Below are 22,411 nucleotides of genomic sequence, written 5' to 3' on the forward strand. Positions count from 1 at the left end.
GCGATGTGGCCTGCAATGCGATCCTTTGCCTTATTAGAATTATTCTAAGAAGGCTTGATCCCGGTGCGATGCGGATGTATTTAGAATTATTCTAAAAAGGTTCTCAGCCATGTTTCGCAGTCTTTTTTCCCTGTCCAAACGTCCCTTTTCCTCCCTCGGTGAGCAGGAGATCCTCGCGCTCGCCATTTCATCCGAAGAAGACGATTCCCGTATCTATCGCTCCTATGCCGATCATCTGCGTGCACAATATCCGCAATCCGCAAAAGTTTTCGATGATATGGCCGAGGTCGAGCAGCAGCATCGAAACGTGCTGATCGACATGCATCGCCGCCGCTTCGGAGAAACCATCCCGCTGATCCGCCGTGAACATGTGCGTGGTTTTTATGAGCGCACCCCGGACTGGCTGGTGAAGAACCTGTCGCTCGAAAAAATCCGCGCCCAGGCCGAATTGATGGAAGCCCAGGCGATCCGCTTCTATGATGAGGCCGTCAAGCGCACCAGCGATGCCTCGACGCGCAAGCTCCTCGGCGATCTGGCCGAGGCGGAGCGGGGTCACGAAGACATCGCGCAGATGCTGGAAGAAAAACACCTCGATGAAAACGGCAAGACCGAAGAGGCGGAAACCGCAAAACGGCAATTTCTTCTGACCTATATTCAGCCGGGTCTTGCGGGGCTTATGGATGGCTCCGTCTCGACGCTCGCGCCGATTTTCGCGGCCGCCTTTGCCACGCAGGATACCTGGCAGACCTTCCTTATCGGTCTCTCGGCCTCTGTCGGTGCGGGCATCTCCATGGGCTTTACCGAGGCCGCCCACGATGACGGCAAGCTTTCTGGCCGCGGTTCTCCGTTAAAGCGGGGCCTGGCCTCCGGCATCATGACGGCCATCGGTGGTCTCGGCCACGCATTGCCCTATCTCATTCCGCATTTCTGGACGGCAACGGCGATTGCCGCCGTCGTCGTTTTCGTGGAACTCTGGGCCATCGCCTTCATTCAGAACCGTTTCATGGAAACGCCGTTCCTGCGCGCAGTGTTTCAGGTGGTGCTTGGCGGCTCGCTGGTACTCGCGGCCGGTATCATTATCGGCAACGGGTGAGAGCTGGAAAGGCTGCGAGAATAATGACCGAGGCTTGTCGGATAACAGCCTTGCCTAAAACGCGACGTCGTTCTCGGGCTTGACCCGAGAATCCATAAGCCACTGAAATTGTGGATCCTCGGGTCAAGCCCGAGGATGACGGAGGCAAGGTTCTCCAGCCGATCAGCGCAATGCGCCAACCAGAACGTCGCGGCCATCCTCGATGGAGACCCAGCGGCCCGTATTAAAGGACGCCTGCCGCTTCAGATAGGTATAGTTGGTGTCGGTCCAGAGCTTCACGTCGTCGGTGAGATTGTCGAGAATGTAGTCACCGTCGGTCGTCCTGAGCGTCAGCACGGCATGGCCTTCGCCGTCCGGCTTGCGCACAACGGTGATCAGCAGGTCGGCGACGGAGAAACCGCGCTCGATGAGCTTCTTGCGCTTCAGCAGCACGAAGTCTTCACAGTCGCCGGCGGTCGTCGGATATTCCCAGACCTCGTCCTTGCCGTAGATTTCCTGATCGGTCATCGCGACGACGGTGGCATTGACGGAGGTATTGATTTCCCGAACAACACCCCAGCCATAGTCCGTGACGCGCGGCGGCGGCGTCATCTTGCTGCGAATATTGCACTCGTCCGCATATTTCTGACAGAATTCATAATGACCGATCGGCTGGGATGTAATTCCACCCGTCACCATGGAAGGGCTTCCCTTGGTTTCCGCCATGGCGGAAGCAGCAGTCATTAGCCCGGCGGCAACTGCAGACAGCAGCGCACGCGCCAGCGGTGCGTTCATCATGAAACCCGTCCCTTAAATTCTTAACGAAAAGTTAAGAGGGATAGGGGGTTTGAGTCAATCGCTAGCAAACGGCGGTGCGCAAGACTCGTTGAATATGGTTAAGAGCGTTGCGCAAATGCCTATATTGCAAGGGCTTTGACGGCGGCGAGCATCCTGTCGATATCCTGCGGCCGGGAAAGCCGGTGGTCACCGTCACGGATCAGGGTCAGGACGACATCATCGGCGGGAAGATGTTCCATAAGCTTCAGCGCATGCTGATAGGGAACATCGGGATCGCGCATGCCCTGCAGGATGTGAACGGGGCAGCCGGTGGTGATGATGCCCTTGAGGACCCGGTTCTGCTTCCCGTCTTCCATGAGCGCACGGGTGAAGATGTTGGGCTCGGCGCTGTATTCCGAATGTTCCTCGAAATAGCCCTTTTCCTCAAGCGAGGTCTTTTCCGCATCCGAAAGGCTGGGCTCTATCAGTTCCACGGTGAAATCGGGCGCAGGCGCAATGAGGACCAGCCCCGCGACGGATGGCGCGTCGCCACTTTTGCGCAACTCCTCAACCATGCGCAGCGCAATCCATCCGCCCATTGAAGAGCCGATGAGGATGACGCGCGATGGCGCCTTCGCCCGCACCACGGCAAGCGCTTCTTCCAGCCATCTTGAGATCGTGCCCTTCTTGAAGTCGCCGCCGGAAGCGCCGTGGCCGGAATAATCGAGCCGTAAACAGGAAACGCCGTTTTCCGCCGCAAAGCGATCGAGTTCGACCGCCTTGGTTCCGGTCATGTCGGAACGATAGCCGCCGAGCCAGACCAGCATGGGCGTGTTCGCGCCCGAAGCCGCCGGGCGATGAAGAAAGGCGATGTCGCGGGCATCATCGCCCGCCCCTACGTGCAGGAATTCAGCGGCTTGTTCGGTCATGTATATGCAATTCTCCTGATTTTCGTGCAATATCGGCGGCGTATTTGCAAAAACCGTGGCAAGAGGTGATCTTTTCGGGCAGATATGCTATTGACTTCGCCACGGCAATAACGACATTTCCGCCGCTTGTACCAAACAAGCTGTTTTTTGCTGACGTGATCCAGAAACAGATCAGGAGAATACGACCATTCGCAGACCTTTCAAAGCCGATGCCCCCGTCAAGGAGGGCCCGCGCTCCAACCGGGAAATTCGGGTTCCCAGAGTTCAGCTTATTGATGAAGAGGGCCAGAACCTCGGTAGCATGCCGACGGATCAGGCTTTGAAAATGGCGGAAGAGGCCGGTCTCGATCTCGTTGAGATTTCGCCGAACGCGGAGCCGCCGGTATGCAAGATCCTTGATCTCGGCAAGCTGAAATATTCGACCCAGAAAAAGGCCGCTGAAGCGCGCAAGAAACAGAAGATCGTCGAAGTTAAAGAAATCAAGATGCGCCCCAACATCGACACGCATGATTATGACGTGAAGATGAAGGCGATGGGCCGTTTCTTTGACGATGGCGACAAGGTGAAGGTAACGCTGAAGTTCCGCGGCCGCGAAATGGCCCACCAGGAACTCGGCATGAAGCTTCTCCTTCAGGTGAAGGAAGATACCCAGGCGATTGCCAAGGTTGAAGCCGAACCGAAGCTGGAAGGCCGTCAGATGATGATGGTTCTCGCCCCGAAATAATCTTTTTACGTCGCCGCAGCGCCGGCGCGTATCCACCGCAAGGGGAAATTCTCATTCCCCGTTGCGCTTTTAGCCGACTGCGGTTATAAGCGCGCGTCCGAACGGTCCGGCAGGGCATGCCGAGGCCGTTCCTGAATAGCTTGAAATAGGCCTCGTCTGCCTGTTTCGATACAAAAAACGGAGTAGCAAAATGCCCAAGATGAAGACGAAGTCCGCTGCAAAGAAGCGGTTCAAGATCACCGCTACCGGCAAGGTTGTTGCAGCCGCCGCCGGTAAGCGCCACGGCATGATCAAGCGTACCAACAAGTTCATTCGCGACGCGCGTGGAACCATGGTTCTCGCCGAAGCTGACGGCAAGAAGGTCGTCAAGAACTACCTGCCGAACGGTCTCTGAGACTTTTCCGCACTTTTGGACACTTTAAGGAGATCATGACATGGCACGCGTAAAACGTGGCGTAACTTCCCGCGCCAAGCACACCAAGACACTCAAGGCAGCCAAGGGCTTCTACGGCCGCCGCAAGAACACCATCCGCGCAGCAAAGGCTGCCGTGGATCGTTCCAAGCAGTACGCTTACCGCGACCGCAAGGTTAACAAGCGCAACTTCCGCGCTCTGTGGATCCAGCGTATCAACGCTGCTGTTCGCGAATTCGGCCTGACCTATGGCCGCTTCATCGACGGCCTGAACAAGGCTGGCATCGAAGTCGACCGCAAGGTTCTGTCCGACATGGCTATCCATGAGCCGGCAGCATTCGGCGCGCTCGTTGAAGCAGCGAAGAAGGCTCTTGAGTACCTCAAGGATGCTGGTACGACCAACGAGTTTGAAACCGCTGTAAAGTAATTACGGCGCGGACAATCTGTTGTTCATTTGAAACCCGCGCCGGTTCTCCGGTGCGGGTTTTATTTTTTGGAATCCACGGCAGTTTCGGCAAAGGCGTTGAGCGTTTTGCACCGGGGTTGCCAGAAGGGTGGGGCATCCGGCTTCGGTCGGTATGTTCCATTGGGGGGCAAGAATGCTGGTTGCCGCAAGTGAGGCGGAAAAGGCGAAGGGTTTCCACGTCCATCTCGAAGATGGCGATATCGCAGCCTTGATGCGGGTTCTGCTTAAAAGCGAGCGCCGCGTGCAGAAACTCGAGCTTTCCACAACGACCGTCTGGATAAAGCGCCAGGGCACGGAAACGCCGTCCTGGTGGATCAAACTGCAGACTTTTCTTGCAAAGCTGCTTCCCTATACCTTTATGCGTCCTTCGCCGCCGCTTGATGGCGCCGGTCTCATGCGCCGCGAACTCGAAACGCTGGAAGCCTTCAAGGCCCGTGGTTTCCCTGTGCCCCCCGTCATCTATTCCTCGCTGACGGCCGTTGTGCTTGGCGATGTCGGCCCCACCATAATGGAGCGCATGGATGCGATAAAAGCCACGACACCGGTGGAGCACGATGCGCTGCTTGTAAAATCCGCAGAGGCGCTTGGCGAGCTGCATGCGGCGCGTCTTTGCCACGGGCGGCCGCATGTGCGTGATTTCTTCCTCCAGGATGGGCGCATCGGTTTCATGGACTTCGAAGAACGCCCGCAGGACGTCATGCCGCTTGAGACGGCGCAGGCCCGCGATATCTGGCTGCTGTTTTTACAGGTCGCGACCCGCGCCTGCGATGCACCGAAAACCTGCGACGCGGCCTTCGCCCGCTGGCGCGAAAACGCCCCGCCCCGGGCGCTGGAAGAATTGTGCCGTCTGACCGGCATTCTGGGGCGTTTTTTACCGGTTGCCCGGTTGATCGGGCGCGTGCGGATGGGTAGTGATCTGCGACGCTTTATCATGGCGACCGACTATCTGATGAATGCTGTGAACCCCGAAGCCGCTGTTAAAAAGACCGGCAAGGCAGGAAAAGATGACTGAACTTGATACCTTGAAATCGCAACTGATGTCGGAGATCGCCACCGCTGCCGATGAGCCGGCCATCGAAGCCGTGCGTGTTTCCGCGCTTGGCAAGAAGGGCTCGGTTTCGGAGCTTCTGAAGACGCTTGGCAGCATGACGCCGGAAGAGCGCCAGACCCGCGGCGCCGCCATCAACCAGCTCAAGACCGAAATCACCGACCTCATCGGCGAGCGCAAGAATGCGCTGAAGGACGCCGCCATTACTGCCCGGCTGAAGGCCGAAACGGTGGATGTCAGCCTGCCGGTTCGCCAGTCCCCGGCCGAGCGCGGCCGCATTCATCCGATCAGCCAGATCGTCGATGAAATCACCGCCATCTTTGCGGATATGGGTTTCTCGATCGCCGAAGGTCCGGATATCGAAACCGATTATTACAACTTCACGGCGCTGAATTTCCCTGAAGGCCATCCGGCCCGCGAAATGCATGACACCTTCTTCTTCCAGCCGGATGAAAAGGGCGAGCGCAAGGTGCTGCGCACCCACACCTCGCCGGTGCAGATCCGCACCATGGAAAGCCAGAAGCCGCCGATCCGCATCGTCATTCCCGGCAAGACCTATCGTCAGGATTCCGACGCCACCCATTCGCCGATGTTCCATCAGGTCGAAGGCCTTGTCATCGACAAGAAGGCGCATGTCGGCAATCTGCGCTGGATTCTGGAAGAATTCTGCAAGACCTTCTTCGAGGTCGACAGCGTGGTCATGCGCTTCCGCCCGTCCTTCTTCCCCTTCACGGAGCCGAGCTTCGAGGTGGATATCCAGTGCGACCGTTCCGGCCCCATCGTCAAGTTCGGCGAAGGCAAGGACTGGATGGAAATCCTCGGCTGCGGCATGGTGCACCCGAACGTGCTGCGCGCCGGTGGGCTGGACCCGGATGAATATCAGGGCTTTGCCTGGGGCATGGGCCTCGACCGCATCGCCATGCTGAAATACGGCATGCCTGATCTGCGCGATTTCTTCAACGCCGATGTCCGCTGGATGAACCACTACGGCTTCCGCCCACTCGACATGCCGACGCTGTTCGGTGGTTTGAGCGTTTAATCCGGTTAGCCAAGGAGCAAAGACATGAAATTCACTCTTTCCTGGCTGAAAGAGCATCTCGATACCGATGCGACGCTGGATGAGATTTGCGAGCGATTGACGGCAATCGGCCTCGAAGTCGAGGATGTTGACGACAAGGCGGCCTACAAGCCTTTCGTCATCGCCAAGGTGCTCTCCGCCGAGAAGCACCCGGAAGCTGACCGCCTGAAGGTTCTCTCCGTCGATGCCGGCGACGGCAAGCCGGTGCAGATCGTCTGCGGCGCGCCGAATGCACGCGCCGGCCTCGTTGGTGCGCTCGCGCGTCCCGGCATGTATGTTCCGGGCATCGACGTCACCCTTGCCGTCGGCAAGATACGCGGCGTGGAAAGCCACGGCATGATGTGCTCCGAAAAGGAGCTGAACATTTCCGACGATCACGACGGTATCATCGACCTGCCGGAAGATGCGCCGGTCGGCACCTCCTTCGCCACCTATGCCGGGCTCGACGATCCGGTCATCGAAATCAACCTGACGCCGAACCGCCCGGATTGCACGTCGATCTACGGCATTGCCCGTGATCTTGCGGCTTCCGGTCTCGGCAAGCTGAAGACAAGGCCTGCGCCGTCCTTCAAGATCGAAGGCGCAACCCCGGTCAACGTGAAGCTTGAGCTGGACGATGCGGCGCTCTGCCCCGGCTTTTCGCTGCGCATCGTGCGCGGCGTGAAGAATGGCCCTAGCCCGAAGTGGATGCAGCAGCGCCTTCTGGCGATCGGCCTGCGCCCCATCAATGCGCTTGTCGACATCACCAACTACATGACCTTCGATCAGGGCCGGCCGATGCACGTCTTCGACGCCGCCAAGGTCAAGGGCGATCTGACGGTTCGCCGCGCGAAAGAGGGCGAGACGATCCTCGCGCTCGACCAGCGTGAATATAAGCTCGGCCCGAACAATGTCGTCATCGCCGACGAGAAAGGCCTCGAATCCATCGGCGGCGTCATGGGTGGCGAACATTCCGGCTGCGATGACAACACCGTCGACGTGCTGATCGAGTCCGCACTCTGGGATCCGATCAACATCGCCAAGACGGGCCGTTCGCTTGGCATCATTACCGATGCACGTTATCGTTTCGAACGTGGCGTCGATCCAGACTATATGGTTCCGGGTCTGGAACGCACCACCGAACTGGTCCTCGAACTGTGCGGCGGCGTCGCCGGCGAAGCCCGGGTTGTCGGTTACAAGGGCCATCAGCCGAAGGTCGTGGATTTCCCGCTGGCGGAAGTGAAGCGTCTGACGGGTCTGGAAGTCTCGGCAGAAGAGAGCCTCGCCATTCTCAAAGGCCTCGGTTTCAGCGTCGAGGGAACGGGCGAGCGCGTTTCCGTCACCGTCCCGTCCTGGCGTCCTGATGTCGACGGCAAGGCCGATCTGGTGGAAGAGGTCATGCGCATCCATGGCGTCGACAACATCAAGCCGGAGCCGCTGGAAAGCTTCGGCGCCGTCAACGGCCGTATCCTGACCACGCTGCAGATCCGTACGCGTACCGCGCGCCGCGCGCTGGCAAGCCGTGGCATGCTCGAGGCCGTCACCTGGTCCTTCATCCCGGAAGCGCAGGCGAAACTCTTCGGTGGCGGTTCGCCGGCCCTGAAACTCGCAAACCCGATTGCGGCCGATATGTCGGACATGCGGCCTTCGCTGCTGCCCGGCCTTCTGACCGCCGCGCAGCGCAACGCCGACAAGGGCTATGGCGATGTCGCAATCTTCGAAGTCTCCGGCACCTATGAGGGTGATACGCCTGATGCGCAGCGCCGCGTTGCCGGCGGTGTTCGCCGTGGCACGGCCTCGCTCGCAGGCAGCGGCCGCATGTGGTCCAATGCTTTGAAGGGCGGTGGCAAGCCGGTGGATGTCTATGATGCCAAGGCCGATGCGCTGGCGGTGCTGGAAGCCTGCGGCCTGCCCATGGCCAATGTGCAGATCGAAGCCGGCCGGCCCCGGCTGGTATCCACCCCGGCCGCTCCGGCACCATCAAGATGGGTCCGAAGGTCGTGCTCGGCTATTTCGGCGAGTTCCATCCAAAGACGCTGTCCGAACTGGATGTCTCCGGCGCCTATAGTGGTTTCGAGATTTATCTCGACGCCATGCAGGAGCCGAAGAAGAAAGCGACCCGCACCAAGCCTGCGCTTGAGCTTTCGCCCTTCCAGGCGGTGAAGCGCGACTTCGCCTTCGTGGTCGACAAGTCGGTAGAGGCGGGCGCCATCATCAAGGCTGCGACCAGCGCTGACCGCAAGCTGATCACCGGCGTCAATGTCTTCGATATTTTCGAGGGCGTATCGCTCGGTGAAAACCGCAAGTCGGTCGCCATCGAAGTGCAGATCCAGCCGGTCGACAAGACGCTGACGGACGAGGATTTCGAGGCGCTGACGGCCAAGATCGTCGGCAATGTCGAGAAATCCACGGGCGGCGTTCTGCGCGCCTGAGAACGGATAACGGAATGAAAAAAGCCGCGGCAACTGCCGCGGCTTTTTGTTTTTAACGATTGGCCATCCGTGACATCTGTTCTGGATAACGTGCGCCGGCGACTTTTGCAGGCGAAAGCAGCGCGCCGAGGCTGGCGGCTTCTTCTGCTGTCAGCGACACCTCTGCTGCGGCAACGTTCTTCTCCAGATTGGCAATTTTTGTCGTGCCGGGAATAGGAACGATGAAGTCGCCCTGCGCCAGAACCCAGGCCAGCGCCAGTTGTCCGGCGGTCACGCCCTTCTCAGTCGCCATGTCCTCCAGAAGCTTGATGAGCGCCAGATTGGCGTCGAAGTTTTCGCTCTGGAAGCGCGGCAGGCCGCGGCGGAAGTCGTCGGATGCAAGGCCGTCGAGCGTCTTTAATGCGCCAGTCAAAGCGCCGCGCCCGAGCGGGCTGAAGGGGACGAAGCCGATGCCAAGTTCGCGGCAGGTTTCCAGCACGCCGTTTTCCTCCACGTCGCGGGTCCACAGCGAATATTCGCTCTGTATGGCCGCGATCGGATGAACGGCGTGCGCTTTGCGAAGTGTTTCGGCGCTCGCTTCCGACAGGCCGAGATGCTTCACCTTGCCCTGCCGGACCAGCTCGGCCATGGCGCCTACCGTATCTTCGATCGGAACATTCGGATCGACGCGATGCTGGTAGAACAGGTCGATCTCATCGACGCCAAGGCGTTTGAGAGAGGCTTCGGCGACGGCGCGCACATTTTCCGGGCGGCTGTCGGTGCCTACCATCATCTGGCCAGCGGGTTTGCTGCTGTCGATTTTGAAGCCGAACTTGGTGGCAATGACCACCCTGTCGCGATAGGGCTTCAAACCCTTGCCGACAAGAATCTCGTTATTGTAGGGCCCGTAAACCTCCGCCGTATCGAAAAAGGTGACGCCGAGTTCGACGGCGCGGTGCAGCGTTGCAATTGCGCTGCTCTCATCGCCGGTCGGGCTATAGGCATGTGTCATGCCCATGCATCCTAGGCCGAGCGCCGAAACGGAAAGGTTGTTTCCAAGGGTTCTTTTTTTCATCTGTTCGTCCTTCCAAAGGAACCGCCCGTCATCAGGGCGTGATGAGAAAATAGCGTCTCATGGCGGCAAAAATAATCGCTGCAAATCCGTTTGGGTTGTTCTATTATTTAGAACAATGAACCGTGTGCAACTCTCTCAACTGGCCGTTCTCGCCGCCGTTGCCGAAGGCCGCAGCTTTCGCAAGGCCGCGGCTGAACTCGCCATTGCGCCCTCCGCCGTCAGCCATGCGGTGTCGTCGTTGGAGGCAAGCCTCGGGCTGCGGCTGCTTCATCGTACCACCCGCAGCGTTTCACCGACAGAGGAAGGCAAACGGCTGCTCGAGACGCTTGGCCCGGCGCTTGCCGATATAGACACGGTCATCGAGACACTTGCCGAACAGGGTGGGAGGCCGGCCGGCCCCCTGCGCATCACCCTGCCACGGCTTGCTGCCGAGGACCTCATCGTGCCCCGGCTGGGCGAGTTCCTGCGGCTCTATCCCGATATTTCGCTGGAAATTTCAACGGATGATCGCTTCGAAGATATCGTTGCGAAGGGTTTTGATGCGGGCCTGCGGCTTGGCGAGCACCTCGAGGCGGATATGATTGCGGTGAAAGCCAGTGGCGAATGGCGCGGTGCGATTGTTGGCGCGCCCTCCTACTTCGCAGAAAATCCACCGCCAATTGACCCAAGGGATCTCATCCGGCATCGCTGCATCCGCCGGCGTTTCGCCAGCGGCCTTATCTACCGCTGGGAGCTGGAGAAGAATGGCAAGCCGCTGGTGGTTGATGTGCAAGGGCCGCTGATCCTGTCGGACCAGAGCCTCATTCGCCGGGCAGCGATCGACGGCGCAGGGCTGGCCTTCGTTTTCGAGCAGCGTGTTGAAGACGATATCAGGGAGGGAAGGCTGATCCGCGTGCTGGAGGACTGGTGCGCGCCCTTCGATGGTTTCTATATCTATTATCCCTCGCGCCGGCAGATGCGGCCGGCGCTGAGGGCTTTTGTGGATTTCTTCCGTTTCCGGGGCGATCAGAACTTGATGCGATAGCGGATATGGCCGTCGCTTTTCACGTAGCTGTCATAGAGCTTCTGGGCGCGGTGGTTGTCCTCGCCGGTGTGCCAGTACAGCCGTGACCAGCCCTTGTCCTTGCAGATGGTGACAAGATCATCCATCAGCGCCCGGCCCGTTCCCTTGCCGCGGATCTCGCCATCAACGAACAGGTCTTCCAGATAGCAGTCGGGCGTCTTCACCCAGGTGGAATCATGAAAGTGGTGAATGGCGAAACCGGCCATGCGGTCGCCGAGCAATGCCACCCGCATGGAGACGCGGGATGCGGGGTCAAGGATACGCGCCCAGGTATGCGCGGTCACGTCATCGGCAAGATCGACATCATAAAAGGCGAGGTAGTCGTTCCACAGGCGCAGCCATTCCGTCCGGTCAGCCGGCTGCGCGTCGCGAATTGTGAGCTCCATGTTATGCGCCCGCCTTGTCGAGCAGCGTCATCATCTCATCCGTCAGCTTTAACTCGACGGCGCGTTTGAAGCTTTCGAGCTGGGACAGGCTGGTGGCGCTGGCGATTGGCGCGGTTATCGCCTTCTTTCGCAACAGCCAGGCCAGCGCAATATCCGCGAGCTTGGCGCCGGTTTCCACTGCCACCGCATCCATGGCGCCGAGGACGGCAAGACCGCGCGTATTGACATATTCGCCTACCCGGTAGCTGCGGGCGACGCCTTCCGTATCGGCCTTGGCACGATATTTCCCGGTCAGGAAACCGGCGGCGAGGCTGTAATAATTGATGACGCCGATCTCTTCCTTCTGGCAAAGTTCAGCAAGCGGGCCTTCGAAATCCGCGCGGTTATAGAGATTATATTCCGGCTGCAGCACGTCATAACGGGGAAGATTGCTCTTCGCAGCTGTATCCAGCGCCTCCTGAAGCTGGCTTGCCGAATAGTTGGAGCAGCCGATGGCGCGGATTTTTCCCTGTTCCTTCAGCTTTGCGAAGGCTGTGAGTGTTTCCTCCAGCGGCACCTCTGCATCCGGCTTATGGGCGAGGTAAAGGTCGATATAGTCGGTTTGCAGCCGCTTCAGCGAGGCATCGACAGCTTCTGCGATCCATTTGGCGCTGAGGCCGGTCTTCTGGCCGCGATTGTCAAAACCGACCTTGGTGACGATTACCGCATCTTCGCGCTTCACGCTCGACTGCTTCAGCCATTTGCCGATGATGGTTTCGGACTCGCCGCCCTCATGGCCATCCACCCATGCGGAATAGACATCCGCCGTGTCGATGGCGTTGAACCCGGCGTCGAAAAAGGCGTCGAGCAGGGCAAAGGAAGTCTTCTCATCCGCTGTCCAGCCGAACACGTTGCCGCCGAAGACGATCGGGGCGATGGAGAGGCCGGTGCGGCCAAGGCTTCGTTTTTCCACGGGGAGTGCTCCTGTTGCTGTCGTTGTGGCAAGGTTAGCAACTGCTCATCCGCATAACCATTCAATTCCTTTGATGGCATTCATCAGGCAAAGGGAGAAAGCTGGCGAGGTCAGGCCTGAAAGCCGCGATAGTGGCTGGGCGGAAGGCGATTATGCTGTTGCCACACGCGCCGCAGATGCCGGGCGGAGGCAAAACCCGCCCGCTCGGCGATGGCTTCCATATCGAGACGGCTGTTGGCAAGAATGTCGCGCGCGAGATTGACCCGCATCAGGTTGACGTAGTCGATGACGCTGATGCCGGTATGCTCGCGAAACAGACGAGACAGATGCCGTTCACTCAGCGCGGCGATATCCGCCAGCCGTTCCAGCGACCAGTCGCCTGCCGGTTCGGCCATCACCCGGTCCTGAACCCGGTGAATGGCAGGGTGGATGTGGTTGCGGCCGGTGAGCCACGGGGAAATTTGCGGGTCGTTGCCACTTCGCCTGAGATAAACGACCATGGTTTTGGCAATACGCGCCGCGACCGCCGGAGAGGTGAGTCGGGAAACCACATGCAGCATGAGGTCGATGCCGGTCGAAATGCCGGCACTTGAGAAACGTTTGCCATCCTCGACGAAAAGGCGGTTCTCCGCCACCTGGGATAGAGGTGCGATACGGCGCAGCGCTTCGACGCAATCCGCATGCGTCGTGCAGTTCCGCCCGTCGAAAAGTCCGGCCTCCCCCGCCAGCAGTGCACCTGAGCAGATGGAAACGACCGTGGTGTCGGCGCGCACCGTGTGACGTAACCACGCCGCCAGCGCCTGCCGTTCCCGGCGCGTTTCCGGCTCGTAATCGAAGCGCGAGGTACTGCCGGAAATCAGCAGGAACGCATTTTCCGGAAGGGTCGCGGGCAGGGCTTCCAGCCCGCAAAGCCCAAGACCGATGGAGGATTGCTGCTGGTCATGCGCTGCGATGTAGCGGCAATCGAAATGGATATCCTTCTGTTCCCCGTTGGCATAACGGATAACTTCCAGCGGGCCTGCAATGTCGAGCAGCAGCGCGTGCGGCGGCACAAGCGTATAAAACGGAATGGTGCGTGTGCCGCCTTTGTCCATCAGGCGGCCTTTTTAACGGTCGCAAGCGCGTCGTCCACGCTAGTGATGCGTGCGAAGCGGCCCGCCAGCACCAGTTCGGTCCGTTTGCGGATGTCGTCCGGGCTGAACACGGTGCCCGAGGCGTGTGTCATCGGAAAGGTAAGCGTCGCCTCGGTAACGTAGTCGACGCTATAGCCGAGGTCAGAAGCATGCCGCGTCGTTGTTTCGCAGCATTGTTCGGTGCGAATGCCGGAGACGATAAGCCGGTTGATGCCCTTCTGCGTCAGCCAGATTTCGAGGCCGGTGCCGGCAAAAGCGGAGTGACGGTTCTTGTGGAAGGTGACATCAGGGCTGATCCGCACACCTTCCAGCGCGCGGATGTAACCGCTTTCCTTTGCAAAGGCCCGGTCACCATCAACATGGAAGATCTGCACGACGGGTATTCCCGCAGCCTTGGCACCGTCAATCAGCGCCTGCTGTTTTTCCAGATAGGCAGCCAGTCCGCTTTCCTCGAAATAGGGCGCGTGCCGGAAGGATTCCTGAACGTCGATGACAAGAAGGGCTGTCTGAGAAGAGGACATTTCATGGTTCTCCATTGGGTTCATGCTTAGCATAATTCACCTTCAAAAGAACGGATGAAAGCAGGAAAACCGACAAAGGCAGGACAGATTCAGCCATCCTTCTTGCAAGGCCTGTCGCGCGTGGCTTGCCAGGCTGTCCGACAATGATAAGTTTCGGAGAGATTGCAGAATGGGAGAACGGGATGCTGCGCTTCGGAATAATGTCTACGGCAAAAATCGCTCAGGATCATGTCATCCCGGCGATACAGGATGCCCAGAACTGCGTGGTCAGTGCCATCGCCAGCCGCGATCATGCAAAGGCCCGCGCGGTCGCGGACCGCTTTTCCGTGCCCCACGCCTTCGGCTCCTATGAGGAGATGCTGGCATCGGATGTGATCGACGCTGTTTATATTCCGGTTCCCACCGCGCAACATGCGGAATGGACCATAAAAGCCGCTGATGCCGGCAAACATGTTCTTTGCGAAAAGCCGATTGCCCTGAAAGCCGGGGAGATCGACGCCCTCATCGCCGCGCGTGACCGCAATGGCGTCGTCGTATCTGAGGCCTTCATGGTCACTTATTCCCCGGTATGGGCCAAGGTGAAGGAGTTGCTGGCCTCCGGCGCGATCGGAACGCTGAAACATGTGCAGGGCGCTTTCAGCTATTTCAATCGCGATCCCGGCAATATGCGCAATATTCCTGAACTGGGCGGTGGCGCGCTGCCGGATATCGGTGTCTACCCGACGATCGTGACCCGTTTTGCCACCGGCGCCGAGCCGAAGCGCGTGCAGGCGAGCGTCGAGCGCGACAGGGAATTTGGTACGGATATCTATTCCAGCGTCAGGGCCGATTTCGGCGGTTTCGAGCTGAGCTTTTATCTGGCAACCCAGCTTGCCGCCCGGCAACTGATGGTCTTCCACGGCACGGACGGATATATTGAGGTCAAATCCCCCTTCAACGCCAATCGCTGGGGTGCGGAAGAGATCGAACTGACCAATCAGGTCCATAACCAGTCGCAAATCTTCCGGTTTCAGGACAGCCGTCAATACAAGCTGGAGGCGGAAGCCTTTGCCCGTGCAGCGAAAGGCGAGGGGGAAGTCGTTACGCTGGAAAACTCGAGGAAGAATCAGCTTTTCATCGATGCCATTTATCGGGCGGCCGAAAAGGATGGCTGGGAGCCGGTCTAATCCCGATCCAGCCGCTGTCTTCGAAGCCGCCTGTAGCCGTAAAGAGCCAACGCCAGTGCGGCGAGTGCCGAAAAGGCAAGCGGGATAAGAGGCTGCACGAGCGGGTTGCGCCATTGCAGCAGGGAAAACAGCCCGACGCTCACGATGCGGGAGGTGAGTGTGACGGCTTTTGCCAGAAATCCGCTCACCTCGCCGGACGCATCGCGCCTCGAGCGGCCCATCTGCCAGCTTGCCGCAAGGCCTGCCGCAGCGCCGGGCAGGCGGGCGGCAAGCGGCTCGATACCGACGTAAAAAATCAGCAGACAGGTGACGGCAAGGTCAACGGCCAGTCCGTAAATCTCGCTCAGTGCAAAGCGGGAAAACCTCAAAGCCGCGAGCTTTTAGAGGGTTGGCTGAGTGGAGCGCGGGCGTTGCAGCACCAGCAGGCCGATGACGACACCCACAACGCCGAAATTGTAACCGGCGAGCGCAAGCAGCAGCGACATCAGCGGCACGGCCGTGGAAGAAAGCGCCATTGCCACACCATAGGCGCCGATAATCATCATGCAGATGAAAATAATGCTGAAAACCGAACGCAACGCAACTGCGGTAACGCCGAGTATTGTGGCGGTAAGAAAAATCATGATGCCGCCTCCTCTTTGGTTGCCGGGCCTTGGGAGAAAACCTAGCGTCTTCACCCCTAACGAACCCTTGTTTTCTCCTCCATTCCCTCTTTTCCTAACTCGTTAGTTGAGGATATGGTTTCATCACCGTTAAAATTGGGCAGACCGGTGCCAGCATTTCCGAATCGACGGGTTTTGGTTACAAACGGGCATGAGCGATATCTTTTCCCACGCCGCATTGAGCAATCTTGCCGAATTCTCGGTGTCCGAACTGTCGGGTTCCATCAAGCGAACGGTGGAAACGGCTTTCGATCAGGTACGGGTGCGCGGTGAGATTTCCGGTTATCGCGGTCCCCACTCATCGGGACACGCCTATTTCTCGCTGAAGGACGATCGCGCCCGCATTGATGCGGTGATCTGGAAAGGCACGTTTTCGCGGCTGAAATTCCGTCCGGAAGAGGGCATGGAAGTCATCGCCACCGGTAAGGTCACCACCTTTCCCGGCTCGTCGAAATATCAGATCGTCATCGAAAGCCTCGAGCCGGCCGGCGCCGGGGCGCTGATGGCGCTGCTCGAAGATCGCCGCAGACGTCTGGCGGCGGAGGGGCTGTTCGATCCGGAACGCAAGCGCCGTCTGCCCTTCATGCCGCATGTCATCGGTGTCGTTACCTCGCCCACTGGCGCGGTCATTCGCGATATTCTGCACCGCATTTCGGATCGTTTTCCGGTCCACGTCGTCGTCTGGCCGGTCAAGGTGCAGGGCGAAGGCTCGGGCGAGGAAGTGGCGAATGCCATTCGCGGTTTCAATGCGCTTCAGCCCGGTGGGGAAATTGCGCGGCCCGACGTGCTGATCGTCGCGCGTGGCGGCGGCAGTCTGGAGGATCTCTGGAGCTTCAACGACGAAATCGTCGTGCGCGCCGCAGCCGAGAGCGAAATCCCGCTGATTTCCGCCGTAGGGCATGAGACCGATACGACATTGATCGACTACGCCGCCGATGTCCGTGCGCCGACACCGACGGGAGCCGCCGAAATGGCCGTGCCGGTGCGGGCCGAACTGGAAGCGCAGCTTTCCGGCCTCGCCGCACGCCTTTCGGGCTCCGTCTCGCGCCAGATGGACAATCGCCGCCAGGGCCTGCGGGCACTGGTACGGGCGCTGCCTTCACTGGACCAGCTTCTGGCCCTGCCGCGTCGCCGCTTCGATGAGGCCGCAGGCGGTCTCGGTCGCGGGCTTGAAATGACGACGCTCAACAAGCGCCGCGCCTTCGAACGCTCCGCGTCGGGTCTGAGGCCCGAAACCTTGCTGAACGGTCTCAAGCACCACAGGCAGCGGATTACCGAGCGGATGCACCGCGCCGAGACTCTGGTGGAACGTCGCCTGTTGCAGGGAAAAGGCCGTGTCGATGCCTTCGATTCCGCGCTGCGTTCGCTTCCCGCCCGCCTGCTCGGCCAGCTTGAGCGGCAGAAGGAGCGGGTCGTCACCGCAGTGCGCCGGGCCGATACCGCCGTGCTGCACCGTATGGCGCAGAACCGCTCGGGCCTTGCCGCGCATAATCGCGTTTTGGAATCGCTGTCCTACAAGAACGTGTTGAAACGCGGCTATGCCGTTATCCGTGACGAGGAAAACCGGCCGTTGACCCGCGCCGCCGCCATTGCTTCCGGCGCTGTGGTGTCGATGGAGTTTGCCGATGGCCGCGTTTCCGCCATCACGACGGGAGAGGGGACACCGTCTACAGAAGCTGTCGCCACGCAAAAAAAGAAGCCGGCTTCCTCTGGTCCGAGCGATCAGGGCGACCTGTTCTGATCAGATCGACGCCGCATCCGAAAAACGGCGGCTGACCGTGAAGCTCTTTTCGATATCGGGATGTAGCTCCATGCCGAGGCCGGCGCCCGGCGGGACGGTAATCATGCCGTTTTTCACTTCCGGCAATGCGGTGACGAGATCGCGATACCAGGTCTTGTAGAAGGCGCGCACGCTTTCCTGCACCAGTGCATTCGGCGCGTTTAGCGACAGGTGCGTGGAGGCGCAGAGGACCACAGGGCCGGTGCAATCATGCGGCGCGACGGGCAGATGCCAGGCTTCCGCCATCGAGGCGATCTTGCGCGCCTCGGAGAGCCCGCCGCACCAGCTGATGTCAAGCATCACCACGCCGGCAGCGCCCGTTTCCAGCAGATCGCGGAAAGCCCAGCGGGAACCCAGCGTTTCCGATGCGGAAATAGGAGCCGGCGAAACGGCGGCATACCGCGTCAGGCTGGAAAGGCTGTCCATCTTGATCGGGTCTTCATGCCAGAAGGTCTGGTAGGGGGTGAGCGCCTTGGCGATCTGCATGGCGGGCAGAAGCTGCCACATGGAGTGAAACTCCACCATGATATCCATCTTGTCACCCACGGCCTTGCGGATTTTCTCAAATGGCTCGAGCGCGCTTTTCAGGTCCGGCATAGAGATATATTGCCCGCGCGTCTTTTCCGCCGCCGCGTCGAAAGGCCAGATCTTCATGGCGGTGATGCCGTCTTCCAGAAGAGAATGGGCAAGCTCGTCGGCCCGGTGCAGGAAGCCATTCAGGTCGTCATAGTCCTTGCCGCCGGAGAGGCCATAATTGGCCGTCTGCTGGCCGGTCGCCTTCTTGATATATTCCGTGCCCGCGCAGGTATTGTAGGTACGGATTTCCTTACGGCTGAAACCGCCGAGCAATTGGGCGATAGGCTGGTTGGTTGCCTTGCCGAAAATATCCCACAGCGCGATATCGAAGGCCGAGTTGCCGCGCACTTCCGCGCCCGATGAACGGAAGCCGAGATAACCGACGAGGTCCTGCGCCAGAAGGTCGATCTGCAGCGGATCGCGGCCGATCACGCGGGGTGCGATATATTCATGCACATAGGTTTCCACCGTCTCGGCGCCGTAGAAGGTTTCGCCAAGCCCGGTGATGCCTTCGTCGGTGTGGACCAGAACCCAGAGCAGGTTTGCCCGTTCCGCCACGCGGACGGTTTCGAGTTTCGTAATTTTCATGAAGTGTCTCCTCCAGAGGCAGGTCGTGTTCCGTCTGGAACTGCGTTGAAAAAATCAGGCGATGCCGGCGGCCAGAAGCGCATGCACGCTTTCATCGAAATGCCGCGCCATCAGCGTTGAGGCCGTTTGCGGGTCGCCCGCCGCAATGGCCTGTCCGATGGCGACGTGAAGTTCACCTGCGGCATGGCGCTGCGCGTCGGATGTGCGGCTCTTCCAGCCGATCGGCCAGGTCTGGCGCGTCACATTCTGGAAGGCGCCGAGAATGAGTTCGAAAACCGGGTTCTTGGAGGCTCTGGCAACGGCAAGGTGAAAGGCAAGGTCGTGTTCCATCACCTTGTCATTGTCGCCGAAATCCCGCTCCATATTATTGGCGTGGTCGAGAATGGTGAGCGCTTCAGCATCCGTTCTCCGCAGCGCCGCGAGCGTCACGGTTCTGACTTCGATGGTGCGGCGCACGTCATAAATCTGCTGGATGTTGATCTGCTCGGTGTGAATGCCGTGTTCGAACATCAGCGACATCGCACCATGATCCAGCGTCGCCACCGTAGCCCGCTTGCCGGCGCTGACATCGATCAGCCGCATGGCCGACAGGGACCGGAAGGCCTCGCGAACGACAGTGCGGGAAACACCGAGTTGCTGCGACAGCGATAGTTCGCTCGGCAGTTTCGCACCGGGGGCAAGTTCATTTTCCCGGATGTGGCGGGTTATCGCACCGATCGTGCTGCTGACGAGACCGGTTTCATGGGAAATGGCGTTATACATTTTTCCTCCAACCTGTAGTACAGGTTTATGGAAAATTGCTTACAGGATTTTTTTCAAGGAAACAAGCGCGATTGCGGTCCAGAACGCAGTGCAAGCCTATTCTTCGAAGTCCCGCAAAAACCGTTTCAAAAGCCGGTTCAGCGTTGTTCGTTCCTCTTCACTGAGAGGGGCGACCAGCCGTTGCTGGTTTTCGACATGGGCGCTGACGGCGTCCTCGACAATGGTAAGGCCTCGTTCCGTCAATGATATCAGCACGCTGCGCCGGTCCTGCGGGTTGTGGATGCGCTCCACCAGCCCGGCTTTTTCCAGCTGGTCGATCCGGTTGGTCATGGTGCCGGAACTCACCATCGTCATCGCCAGCAAGTCGCCCGGGGAGAGCCGGTATGGCGAGCCTGCGCGCCGCAATGTCGCCAGCACATCAAAAGCGGAAGACGAAAGGCCGTGTTTCAGCAGCACCGCCTCCACCTCGCGGCCGAGATGCGTGGTGAGCCGGTTCAAGCGCCCGAGCAGCCCCATCGGGCCGACATCGAGATCGGGTCTTTCCCTGCGCCATTGCGCCAGAATGTGATCGACATGATCAAGCGGTTCTTTGCTCATGACAAAGGCATAGCAATTGATATCTTGACGTCAAGATAAAATCGGCTAGATTGCATTTATCTTGATGTAGAGATTCTTGAAATGAAGAAAAATACCACCTATGCAGCCGACGTGCTGGTAACTGCACTTGCCCCCGCCATCTGGGGAAGCACCTATTTCGTCACGACCGAATTTTTGCCGCAGGGATATCCATTCCATGTTGCCATGCTGCGCGCGTTGCCGGCCGGTATCCTGCTGCTGCTTCTCGTCCGAAAGCTCCCGCAGGGCGTCTGGTGGCCGCGCAGCTTTGCTCTCGGCGCGCTGAATTTCTCATTCTTCTGGGCGATGCTTTTCGTTTCTGCCTACCGGCTGCCGGGGGGAGTCGCGGCGACGGTAGGCGCGGTTCAGCCCCTGATCGTGATTGGTCTCTCCCGGCTGTTTCTCACCACGCCGGTTCGACCGCTCGCCATCGCCGCCGGTCTTTTGGGCATTATGGGCGTCGCGCTTCTGGTCCTGGCGCCGGGTGCTGCGCTCGATAGTGTCGGCGTGGCCGCGGGTCTTGCCGGTGCCGTATCCATGGCGTTCGGAACCGTGCTGACCCGCAAATGGCGGCCGCCGGTTTCGAACCTCACCTTCACCGCCTGGCAATTGACGGCGGGTGGCATTCTGCTCCTGCCGGTCGCATATTTCCTGGAACCGGCCCTGCCTGCACCGACCACGGCCAATATTCTCGGCATGGCCTATCTGGGTCTCATCGGTGCCGCCTTGACCTATTTTCTGTGGTTTCGCGGCCTTGCCCGCATTGAACCCTCGGCTGCCGCATCGCTCGGTTTTCTAAGTCCGGTCGTTGCAACCCTGCTCGGCTGGCTGGCGCTTGGCCAAAGCCTCACGCCAGCGCAGATCGTCGGGTTCGTCGCGGTGCTCTTCAGCATCTGGCTCAGTCAGCGCAGCCAGTTGCCGAGATAGACTTTTATCAGGCCCATTCGCCCTTGCGCATAACGGGAACCGTGGAGCCGTCCGGCTTCACGCCATCGATATCCACCTTGTTGGAACCGATCATCCAGTCGATGTGGATCAGGCTGGAATTGCCGCCCTGCGCCTTGATCTGATCCTGCGACAGCGAAGCGCCATCGAGGAAGCATTTCGAATAGCATTGTCCGAGCGCAATGTGGCAGGAGGCATTTTCGTCGAACAGCGTGTTGTAAAACAGGATGCCGCTTGCCGAGATCGGCGAGGAATGCGGCACAAGCGCCACTTCGCCCAGGCGCCGGGCGCCCTCATCGGTATCCAGCACCTTGTTCAGCACGGCTTCGCCCTTCGAAGCCTTGGCCTCCACGATGCGGCCGGCCTCGAACTTCACCTGAATATTGTCGATCAGCGTTCCCTGATGCGACAGCGGCTTCGTGCTGGACACGTAACCATCCACGCGCAGCGCATGCGGCGTGGTGAACACTTCTTCCGTCGGAATGTTCGGGTTGCAGGTCACGCCGTTCTTGGCGGTGGAAGCGCCGCCGTGCCATTCATGGCCATCCGCCAGTCCGATCTTCACATCCGTGCCGGGGCCGGTGAAATGCAGCGATGCGAAGCGTTCGCCGTTCAGCCATGCCGAACGTTTGGCGAGATTGGCGTTATGCTCCGCCCACGCAGCGACCGGATCGGCCAGATCCACCCGCGAGGCGGCGAAGATGGCGTCGGCAAGTCTGCGCACCGCTTCGTCTTCCGTCACATCAGGAAAGACCTGCTTTGCCCAGGAGGGGTTGGGATAGGAAATGATGTTCCAGTTGATATCGAAATTGGAAATCTTCTCCAGTGCCGGCTTGTAGGCGGTAGAGTTGGCCTTGTTGGCGCGCGCCACCTTGGCGGGGTCCTGCTCGGCCAGCAGCATGGGGTTGTCGCCGGCAATCGCCAGCCGCGCTGCGCCATTGGCATAGGCCTTCGCCATGCCCTCATAGAGCCAGCCGGAAGCCCGGTCGAAATTGGTGTCGCTGGCGTGGCGATAACGGGAAAGTGTGGTTTCCTCGTCGGAATAGAAGGTGGTGACCAGTCCACCGCCGGCAAGATAAGCGTGTTTTGTCAAAAGCCGAACCAGCGGCAGGGCTGCCAGCGGAGCAGTGATCACCAGATCCTGATCTTTCTGCAATTGCAGGCCGACTTTGACGGCGACTTCGGCCAGTTTTTCGAGTTTGACGGGATCGATGGGAGAAACGGTCATGATCTGCCTTCGCATATTTCAATTGGAGGCGCCGACCATAGCCCATTCCTTTCGAAAGCCAAA

23 protein-coding genes and 1 pseudogene are annotated in these 22,411 nt (G+C 59.5%); 11 read left to right on the top strand and 13 right to left on the bottom strand.

Going from position 1 to position 22,411, the window contains the following annotated elements; all coding sequences use genetic code 11:
* The first annotated feature begins 109 nt into the window (after positions 1-109).
* The gene (gene mbfA / locus AGR13A_RS00935) at positions 110-1,093 is read left to right on the top strand and encodes an iron exporter MbfA (RefSeq protein WP_080833166.1); all 984 of its coding nucleotides are present in this window, start codon (positions 110-112) and stop codon (positions 1,091-1,093) included.
* 162 nt (positions 1,094-1,255) lie between these two features.
* Here mbfA and AGR13A_RS00940 read toward each other — a convergent pair whose 3' ends face one another.
* The gene (locus tag AGR13A_RS00940) at positions 1,256-1,870 is read right to left on the bottom strand and encodes a transglutaminase-like cysteine peptidase (protein WP_035219376.1); all 615 of its coding nucleotides are present in this window, start codon (positions 1,868-1,870) and stop codon (positions 1,256-1,258) included.
* Positions 1,871-1,989: 119 nt separating this feature from the next.
* Positions 1,990-2,778, bottom strand: a complete 789-nt coding sequence (locus AGR13A_RS00945; RefSeq protein ID WP_080833168.1) for an alpha/beta hydrolase — start codon at positions 2,776-2,778, stop codon at positions 1,990-1,992.
* A 187-nt stretch (positions 2,779-2,965) separates the two neighbouring features.
* Here AGR13A_RS00945 and infC point away from each other — a divergent pair, with 187 nt between their 5' ends.
* The 6 genes and pseudogenes from infC to pheT all read left to right on the top strand — a co-directional run bounded on the left by infC (position 2,966) and on the right by pheT (position 8,917).
* Positions 2,966-3,502 (top strand): translation initiation factor IF-3, encoded by a 537-nt coding sequence (gene infC / locus AGR13A_RS00950; protein ID WP_077767695.1) that lies wholly within the window; start codon positions 2,966-2,968, stop codon positions 3,500-3,502.
* Positions 3,503-3,692: 190 nt separating this feature from the next.
* A complete protein-coding gene (rpmI, locus tag AGR13A_RS00955; protein ID WP_003493355.1) occupies positions 3,693-3,896 on the top strand; it encodes a 50S ribosomal protein L35 in 204 nt (67 codons plus the stop codon).
* A gap of 40 nt (positions 3,897-3,936) precedes the next feature.
* Entirely contained in the window at positions 3,937-4,341 is a 405-nt protein-coding gene (gene rplT, locus AGR13A_RS00960; RefSeq protein WP_003507464.1) for a 50S ribosomal protein L20, read from the top strand.
* Positions 4,342-4,513: 172 nt separating this feature from the next.
* On the top strand, positions 4,514-5,392 hold the full coding sequence (locus AGR13A_RS00965) for a phosphotransferase (RefSeq protein ID WP_035219374.1): 879 nt from the start codon (positions 4,514-4,516) through the stop codon (positions 5,390-5,392).
* On the top strand, positions 5,385-6,467 hold the full coding sequence (gene pheS / locus AGR13A_RS00970) for a phenylalanine--tRNA ligase subunit alpha (RefSeq protein ID WP_080833170.1): 1,083 nt from the start codon (positions 5,385-5,387) through the stop codon (positions 6,465-6,467). The genes AGR13A_RS00965 and pheS overlap by 8 nt, the downstream gene beginning before the upstream one ends.
* A 24-nt stretch (positions 6,468-6,491) precedes the next feature.
* A pseudogene (gene pheT, locus AGR13A_RS00975) lies at positions 6,492-8,917 on the top strand (phenylalanine--tRNA ligase subunit beta).
* A gap of 52 nt (positions 8,918-8,969) precedes the next feature.
* Here the strand turns inward: pheT and AGR13A_RS00980 are convergent.
* Positions 8,970-9,971, bottom strand: a complete 1,002-nt coding sequence (locus AGR13A_RS00980) for an aldo/keto reductase (RefSeq protein WP_080833172.1) — start codon at positions 9,969-9,971, stop codon at positions 8,970-8,972.
* Between the two features lie 115 nt (positions 9,972-10,086).
* On the opposite strand from AGR13A_RS00980, the gene AGR13A_RS00985 reads away from it, so the two are divergent.
* The gene (locus AGR13A_RS00985; RefSeq protein ID WP_080833175.1) at positions 10,087-10,995 is read left to right on the top strand and encodes a LysR family transcriptional regulator; all 909 of its coding nucleotides are present in this window, start codon (positions 10,087-10,089) and stop codon (positions 10,993-10,995) included.
* Here AGR13A_RS00985 and AGR13A_RS00990 read toward each other — a convergent pair.
* The 4 genes from AGR13A_RS00990 to AGR13A_RS01005 all read right to left on the bottom strand — a co-directional run bounded on the left by AGR13A_RS00990 (position 10,977) and on the right by AGR13A_RS01005 (position 14,026).
* Positions 10,977-11,420 (bottom strand): GNAT family N-acetyltransferase, encoded by a 444-nt coding sequence (locus AGR13A_RS00990; RefSeq protein WP_080833177.1) that lies wholly within the window; start codon positions 11,418-11,420, stop codon positions 10,977-10,979. The genes AGR13A_RS00985 and AGR13A_RS00990 overlap by 19 nt on opposite strands.
* A 1-nt stretch (position 11,421) precedes the next feature.
* Positions 11,422-12,372: an aldo/keto reductase gene (locus tag AGR13A_RS00995; RefSeq protein WP_080833179.1), complete on the bottom strand. Its 951-nt coding sequence runs from the start codon at positions 12,370-12,372 to the stop codon at positions 11,422-11,424.
* Positions 12,373-12,482: 110 nt separating this feature from the next.
* Positions 12,483-13,466 carry a GlxA family transcriptional regulator gene (locus AGR13A_RS01000; RefSeq protein ID WP_080833181.1) on the bottom strand — a complete coding sequence of 328 codons (984 nt, stop codon included), beginning with the start codon at positions 13,464-13,466 and terminating at the stop codon, positions 12,483-12,485.
* The gene (locus AGR13A_RS01005; protein ID WP_080833182.1) at positions 13,466-14,026 is read right to left on the bottom strand and encodes a cysteine hydrolase family protein; all 561 of its coding nucleotides are present in this window, start codon (positions 14,024-14,026) and stop codon (positions 13,466-13,468) included. The genes AGR13A_RS01000 and AGR13A_RS01005 overlap by 1 nt, the downstream gene beginning before the upstream one ends.
* Before the next feature lie 182 nt (positions 14,027-14,208).
* Between AGR13A_RS01005 and AGR13A_RS01010 the strand changes: the two genes are divergently transcribed.
* Positions 14,209-15,192 (top strand): Gfo/Idh/MocA family protein, encoded by a 984-nt coding sequence (locus tag AGR13A_RS01010; protein WP_080833184.1) that lies wholly within the window; start codon positions 14,209-14,211, stop codon positions 15,190-15,192.
* Here the strand turns inward: AGR13A_RS01010 and AGR13A_RS01015 are convergent.
* Both AGR13A_RS01015 and AGR13A_RS01020 read right to left on the bottom strand, forming a co-directional pair.
* Positions 15,189-15,560 carry a hypothetical protein gene (locus tag AGR13A_RS01015; RefSeq protein ID WP_080833185.1) on the bottom strand — a complete coding sequence of 124 codons (372 nt, stop codon included), beginning with the start codon at positions 15,558-15,560 and terminating at the stop codon, positions 15,189-15,191. The genes AGR13A_RS01010 and AGR13A_RS01015 overlap by 4 nt on opposite strands.
* Before the next feature lie 12 nt (positions 15,561-15,572).
* Complete coding sequence (locus AGR13A_RS01020; protein WP_035219354.1) at positions 15,573-15,815, bottom strand: hypothetical protein; 243 nt, start codon at positions 15,813-15,815, stop codon at positions 15,573-15,575.
* A 190-nt stretch (positions 15,816-16,005) separates the two neighbouring features.
* On the opposite strand from AGR13A_RS01020, the gene xseA reads away from it, so the two are divergent.
* Positions 16,006-17,595 (top strand): exodeoxyribonuclease VII large subunit, encoded by a 1,590-nt coding sequence (gene xseA / locus AGR13A_RS01025; protein WP_080833187.1) that lies wholly within the window; start codon positions 16,006-16,008, stop codon positions 17,593-17,595.
* On the opposite strand, the gene AGR13A_RS01030 is transcribed toward xseA, so the two are convergent.
* The 3 genes from AGR13A_RS01030 to AGR13A_RS01040 form a co-directional block, all read right to left on the bottom strand.
* Positions 17,596-18,798 (bottom strand): mandelate racemase/muconate lactonizing enzyme family protein, encoded by a 1,203-nt coding sequence (locus AGR13A_RS01030; RefSeq protein ID WP_035219350.1) that lies wholly within the window; start codon positions 18,796-18,798, stop codon positions 17,596-17,598. It abuts the gene before it with no gap.
* A gap of 54 nt (positions 18,799-18,852) precedes the next feature.
* On the bottom strand, positions 18,853-19,560 hold the full coding sequence (locus AGR13A_RS01035) for a FadR/GntR family transcriptional regulator (RefSeq protein WP_035219349.1): 708 nt from the start codon (positions 19,558-19,560) through the stop codon (positions 18,853-18,855).
* Between the two features lie 96 nt (positions 19,561-19,656).
* Positions 19,657-20,157, bottom strand: a complete 501-nt coding sequence (locus tag AGR13A_RS01040) for a MarR family winged helix-turn-helix transcriptional regulator (RefSeq protein ID WP_080833189.1) — start codon at positions 20,155-20,157, stop codon at positions 19,657-19,659.
* Positions 20,158-20,238: 81 nt separating this feature from the next.
* Here AGR13A_RS01040 and pecM point away from each other — a divergent pair, with 81 nt between their 5' ends.
* Complete coding sequence (pecM, locus tag AGR13A_RS01045) at positions 20,239-21,102, top strand: 4-hydroxybenzaldehyde efflux transporter PecM (protein WP_080833191.1); 864 nt, start codon at positions 20,239-20,241, stop codon at positions 21,100-21,102.
* A gap of 7 nt (positions 21,103-21,109) precedes the next feature.
* On the opposite strand, the gene AGR13A_RS01050 is transcribed toward pecM, so the two are convergent.
* Complete coding sequence (locus AGR13A_RS01050) at positions 21,110-22,348, bottom strand: aminopeptidase (RefSeq protein WP_080833193.1); 1,239 nt, start codon at positions 22,346-22,348, stop codon at positions 21,110-21,112.
* Positions 22,349-22,411 lie beyond the last annotated feature (63 nt).

This window comes from Agrobacterium genomosp. 13 str. CFBP 6927 (assembly GCA_900012615.1).
Lineage (GTDB): Bacteria > Pseudomonadota > Alphaproteobacteria > Rhizobiales > Rhizobiaceae > Agrobacterium.

Excerpts from the sequence above, each read along its gene's own strand:
- mbfA (WP_080833166.1), top strand. The coding sequence starts at position 110 with ATGTTTCGCAGTCTTTTTTCCCTGTCCAAACGTCCCTTTTCCTCCCTC.
- AGR13A_RS00940 (WP_035219376.1), bottom strand. The coding sequence starts at position 1,870 with ATGATGAACGCACCGCTGGCGCGTGCGCTGCTGTCTGCAGTTGCCGCC.
- AGR13A_RS00945 (WP_080833168.1), bottom strand. The coding sequence starts at position 2,778 with ATGACCGAACAAGCCGCTGAATTCCTGCACGTAGGGGCGGGCGATGAT.
- rpmI (WP_003493355.1), top strand. The coding sequence starts at position 3,693 with ATGCCCAAGATGAAGACGAAGTCCGCTGCAAAGAAGCGGTTCAAGATC.
- rplT (WP_003507464.1), top strand. The coding sequence starts at position 3,937 with ATGGCACGCGTAAAACGTGGCGTAACTTCCCGCGCCAAGCACACCAAG.
- AGR13A_RS00965 (WP_035219374.1), top strand. The coding sequence starts at position 4,514 with ATGCTGGTTGCCGCAAGTGAGGCGGAAAAGGCGAAGGGTTTCCACGTC.
- pheS (WP_080833170.1), top strand. The coding sequence starts at position 5,385 with ATGACTGAACTTGATACCTTGAAATCGCAACTGATGTCGGAGATCGCC.
- AGR13A_RS00980 (WP_080833172.1), bottom strand. The coding sequence starts at position 9,971 with ATGAAAAAAAGAACCCTTGGAAACAACCTTTCCGTTTCGGCGCTCGGC.
- AGR13A_RS00985 (WP_080833175.1), top strand. The coding sequence starts at position 10,087 with ATGAACCGTGTGCAACTCTCTCAACTGGCCGTTCTCGCCGCCGTTGCC.
- AGR13A_RS00990 (WP_080833177.1), bottom strand. The coding sequence starts at position 11,420 with ATGGAGCTCACAATTCGCGACGCGCAGCCGGCTGACCGGACGGAATGG.
- AGR13A_RS01000 (WP_080833181.1), bottom strand. The coding sequence starts at position 13,466 with ATGGACAAAGGCGGCACACGCACCATTCCGTTTTATACGCTTGTGCCG.
- AGR13A_RS01005 (WP_080833182.1), bottom strand. The coding sequence starts at position 14,026 with ATGTCCTCTTCTCAGACAGCCCTTCTTGTCATCGACGTTCAGGAATCC.
- AGR13A_RS01010 (WP_080833184.1), top strand. The coding sequence starts at position 14,209 with ATGCTGCGCTTCGGAATAATGTCTACGGCAAAAATCGCTCAGGATCAT.
- AGR13A_RS01020 (WP_035219354.1), bottom strand. The coding sequence starts at position 15,815 with ATGATTTTTCTTACCGCCACAATACTCGGCGTTACCGCAGTTGCGTTG.
- xseA (WP_080833187.1), top strand. The coding sequence starts at position 16,006 with ATGAGCGATATCTTTTCCCACGCCGCATTGAGCAATCTTGCCGAATTC.
- AGR13A_RS01030 (WP_035219350.1), bottom strand. The coding sequence starts at position 18,798 with ATGAAAATTACGAAACTCGAAACCGTCCGCGTGGCGGAACGGGCAAAC.
- AGR13A_RS01035 (WP_035219349.1), bottom strand. The coding sequence starts at position 19,560 with ATGTATAACGCCATTTCCCATGAAACCGGTCTCGTCAGCAGCACGATC.
- AGR13A_RS01040 (WP_080833189.1), bottom strand. The coding sequence starts at position 20,157 with ATGAGCAAAGAACCGCTTGATCATGTCGATCACATTCTGGCGCAATGG.
- pecM (WP_080833191.1), top strand. The coding sequence starts at position 20,239 with ATGAAGAAAAATACCACCTATGCAGCCGACGTGCTGGTAACTGCACTT.
- AGR13A_RS01050 (WP_080833193.1), bottom strand. The coding sequence starts at position 22,348 with ATGACCGTTTCTCCCATCGATCCCGTCAAACTCGAAAAACTGGCCGAA.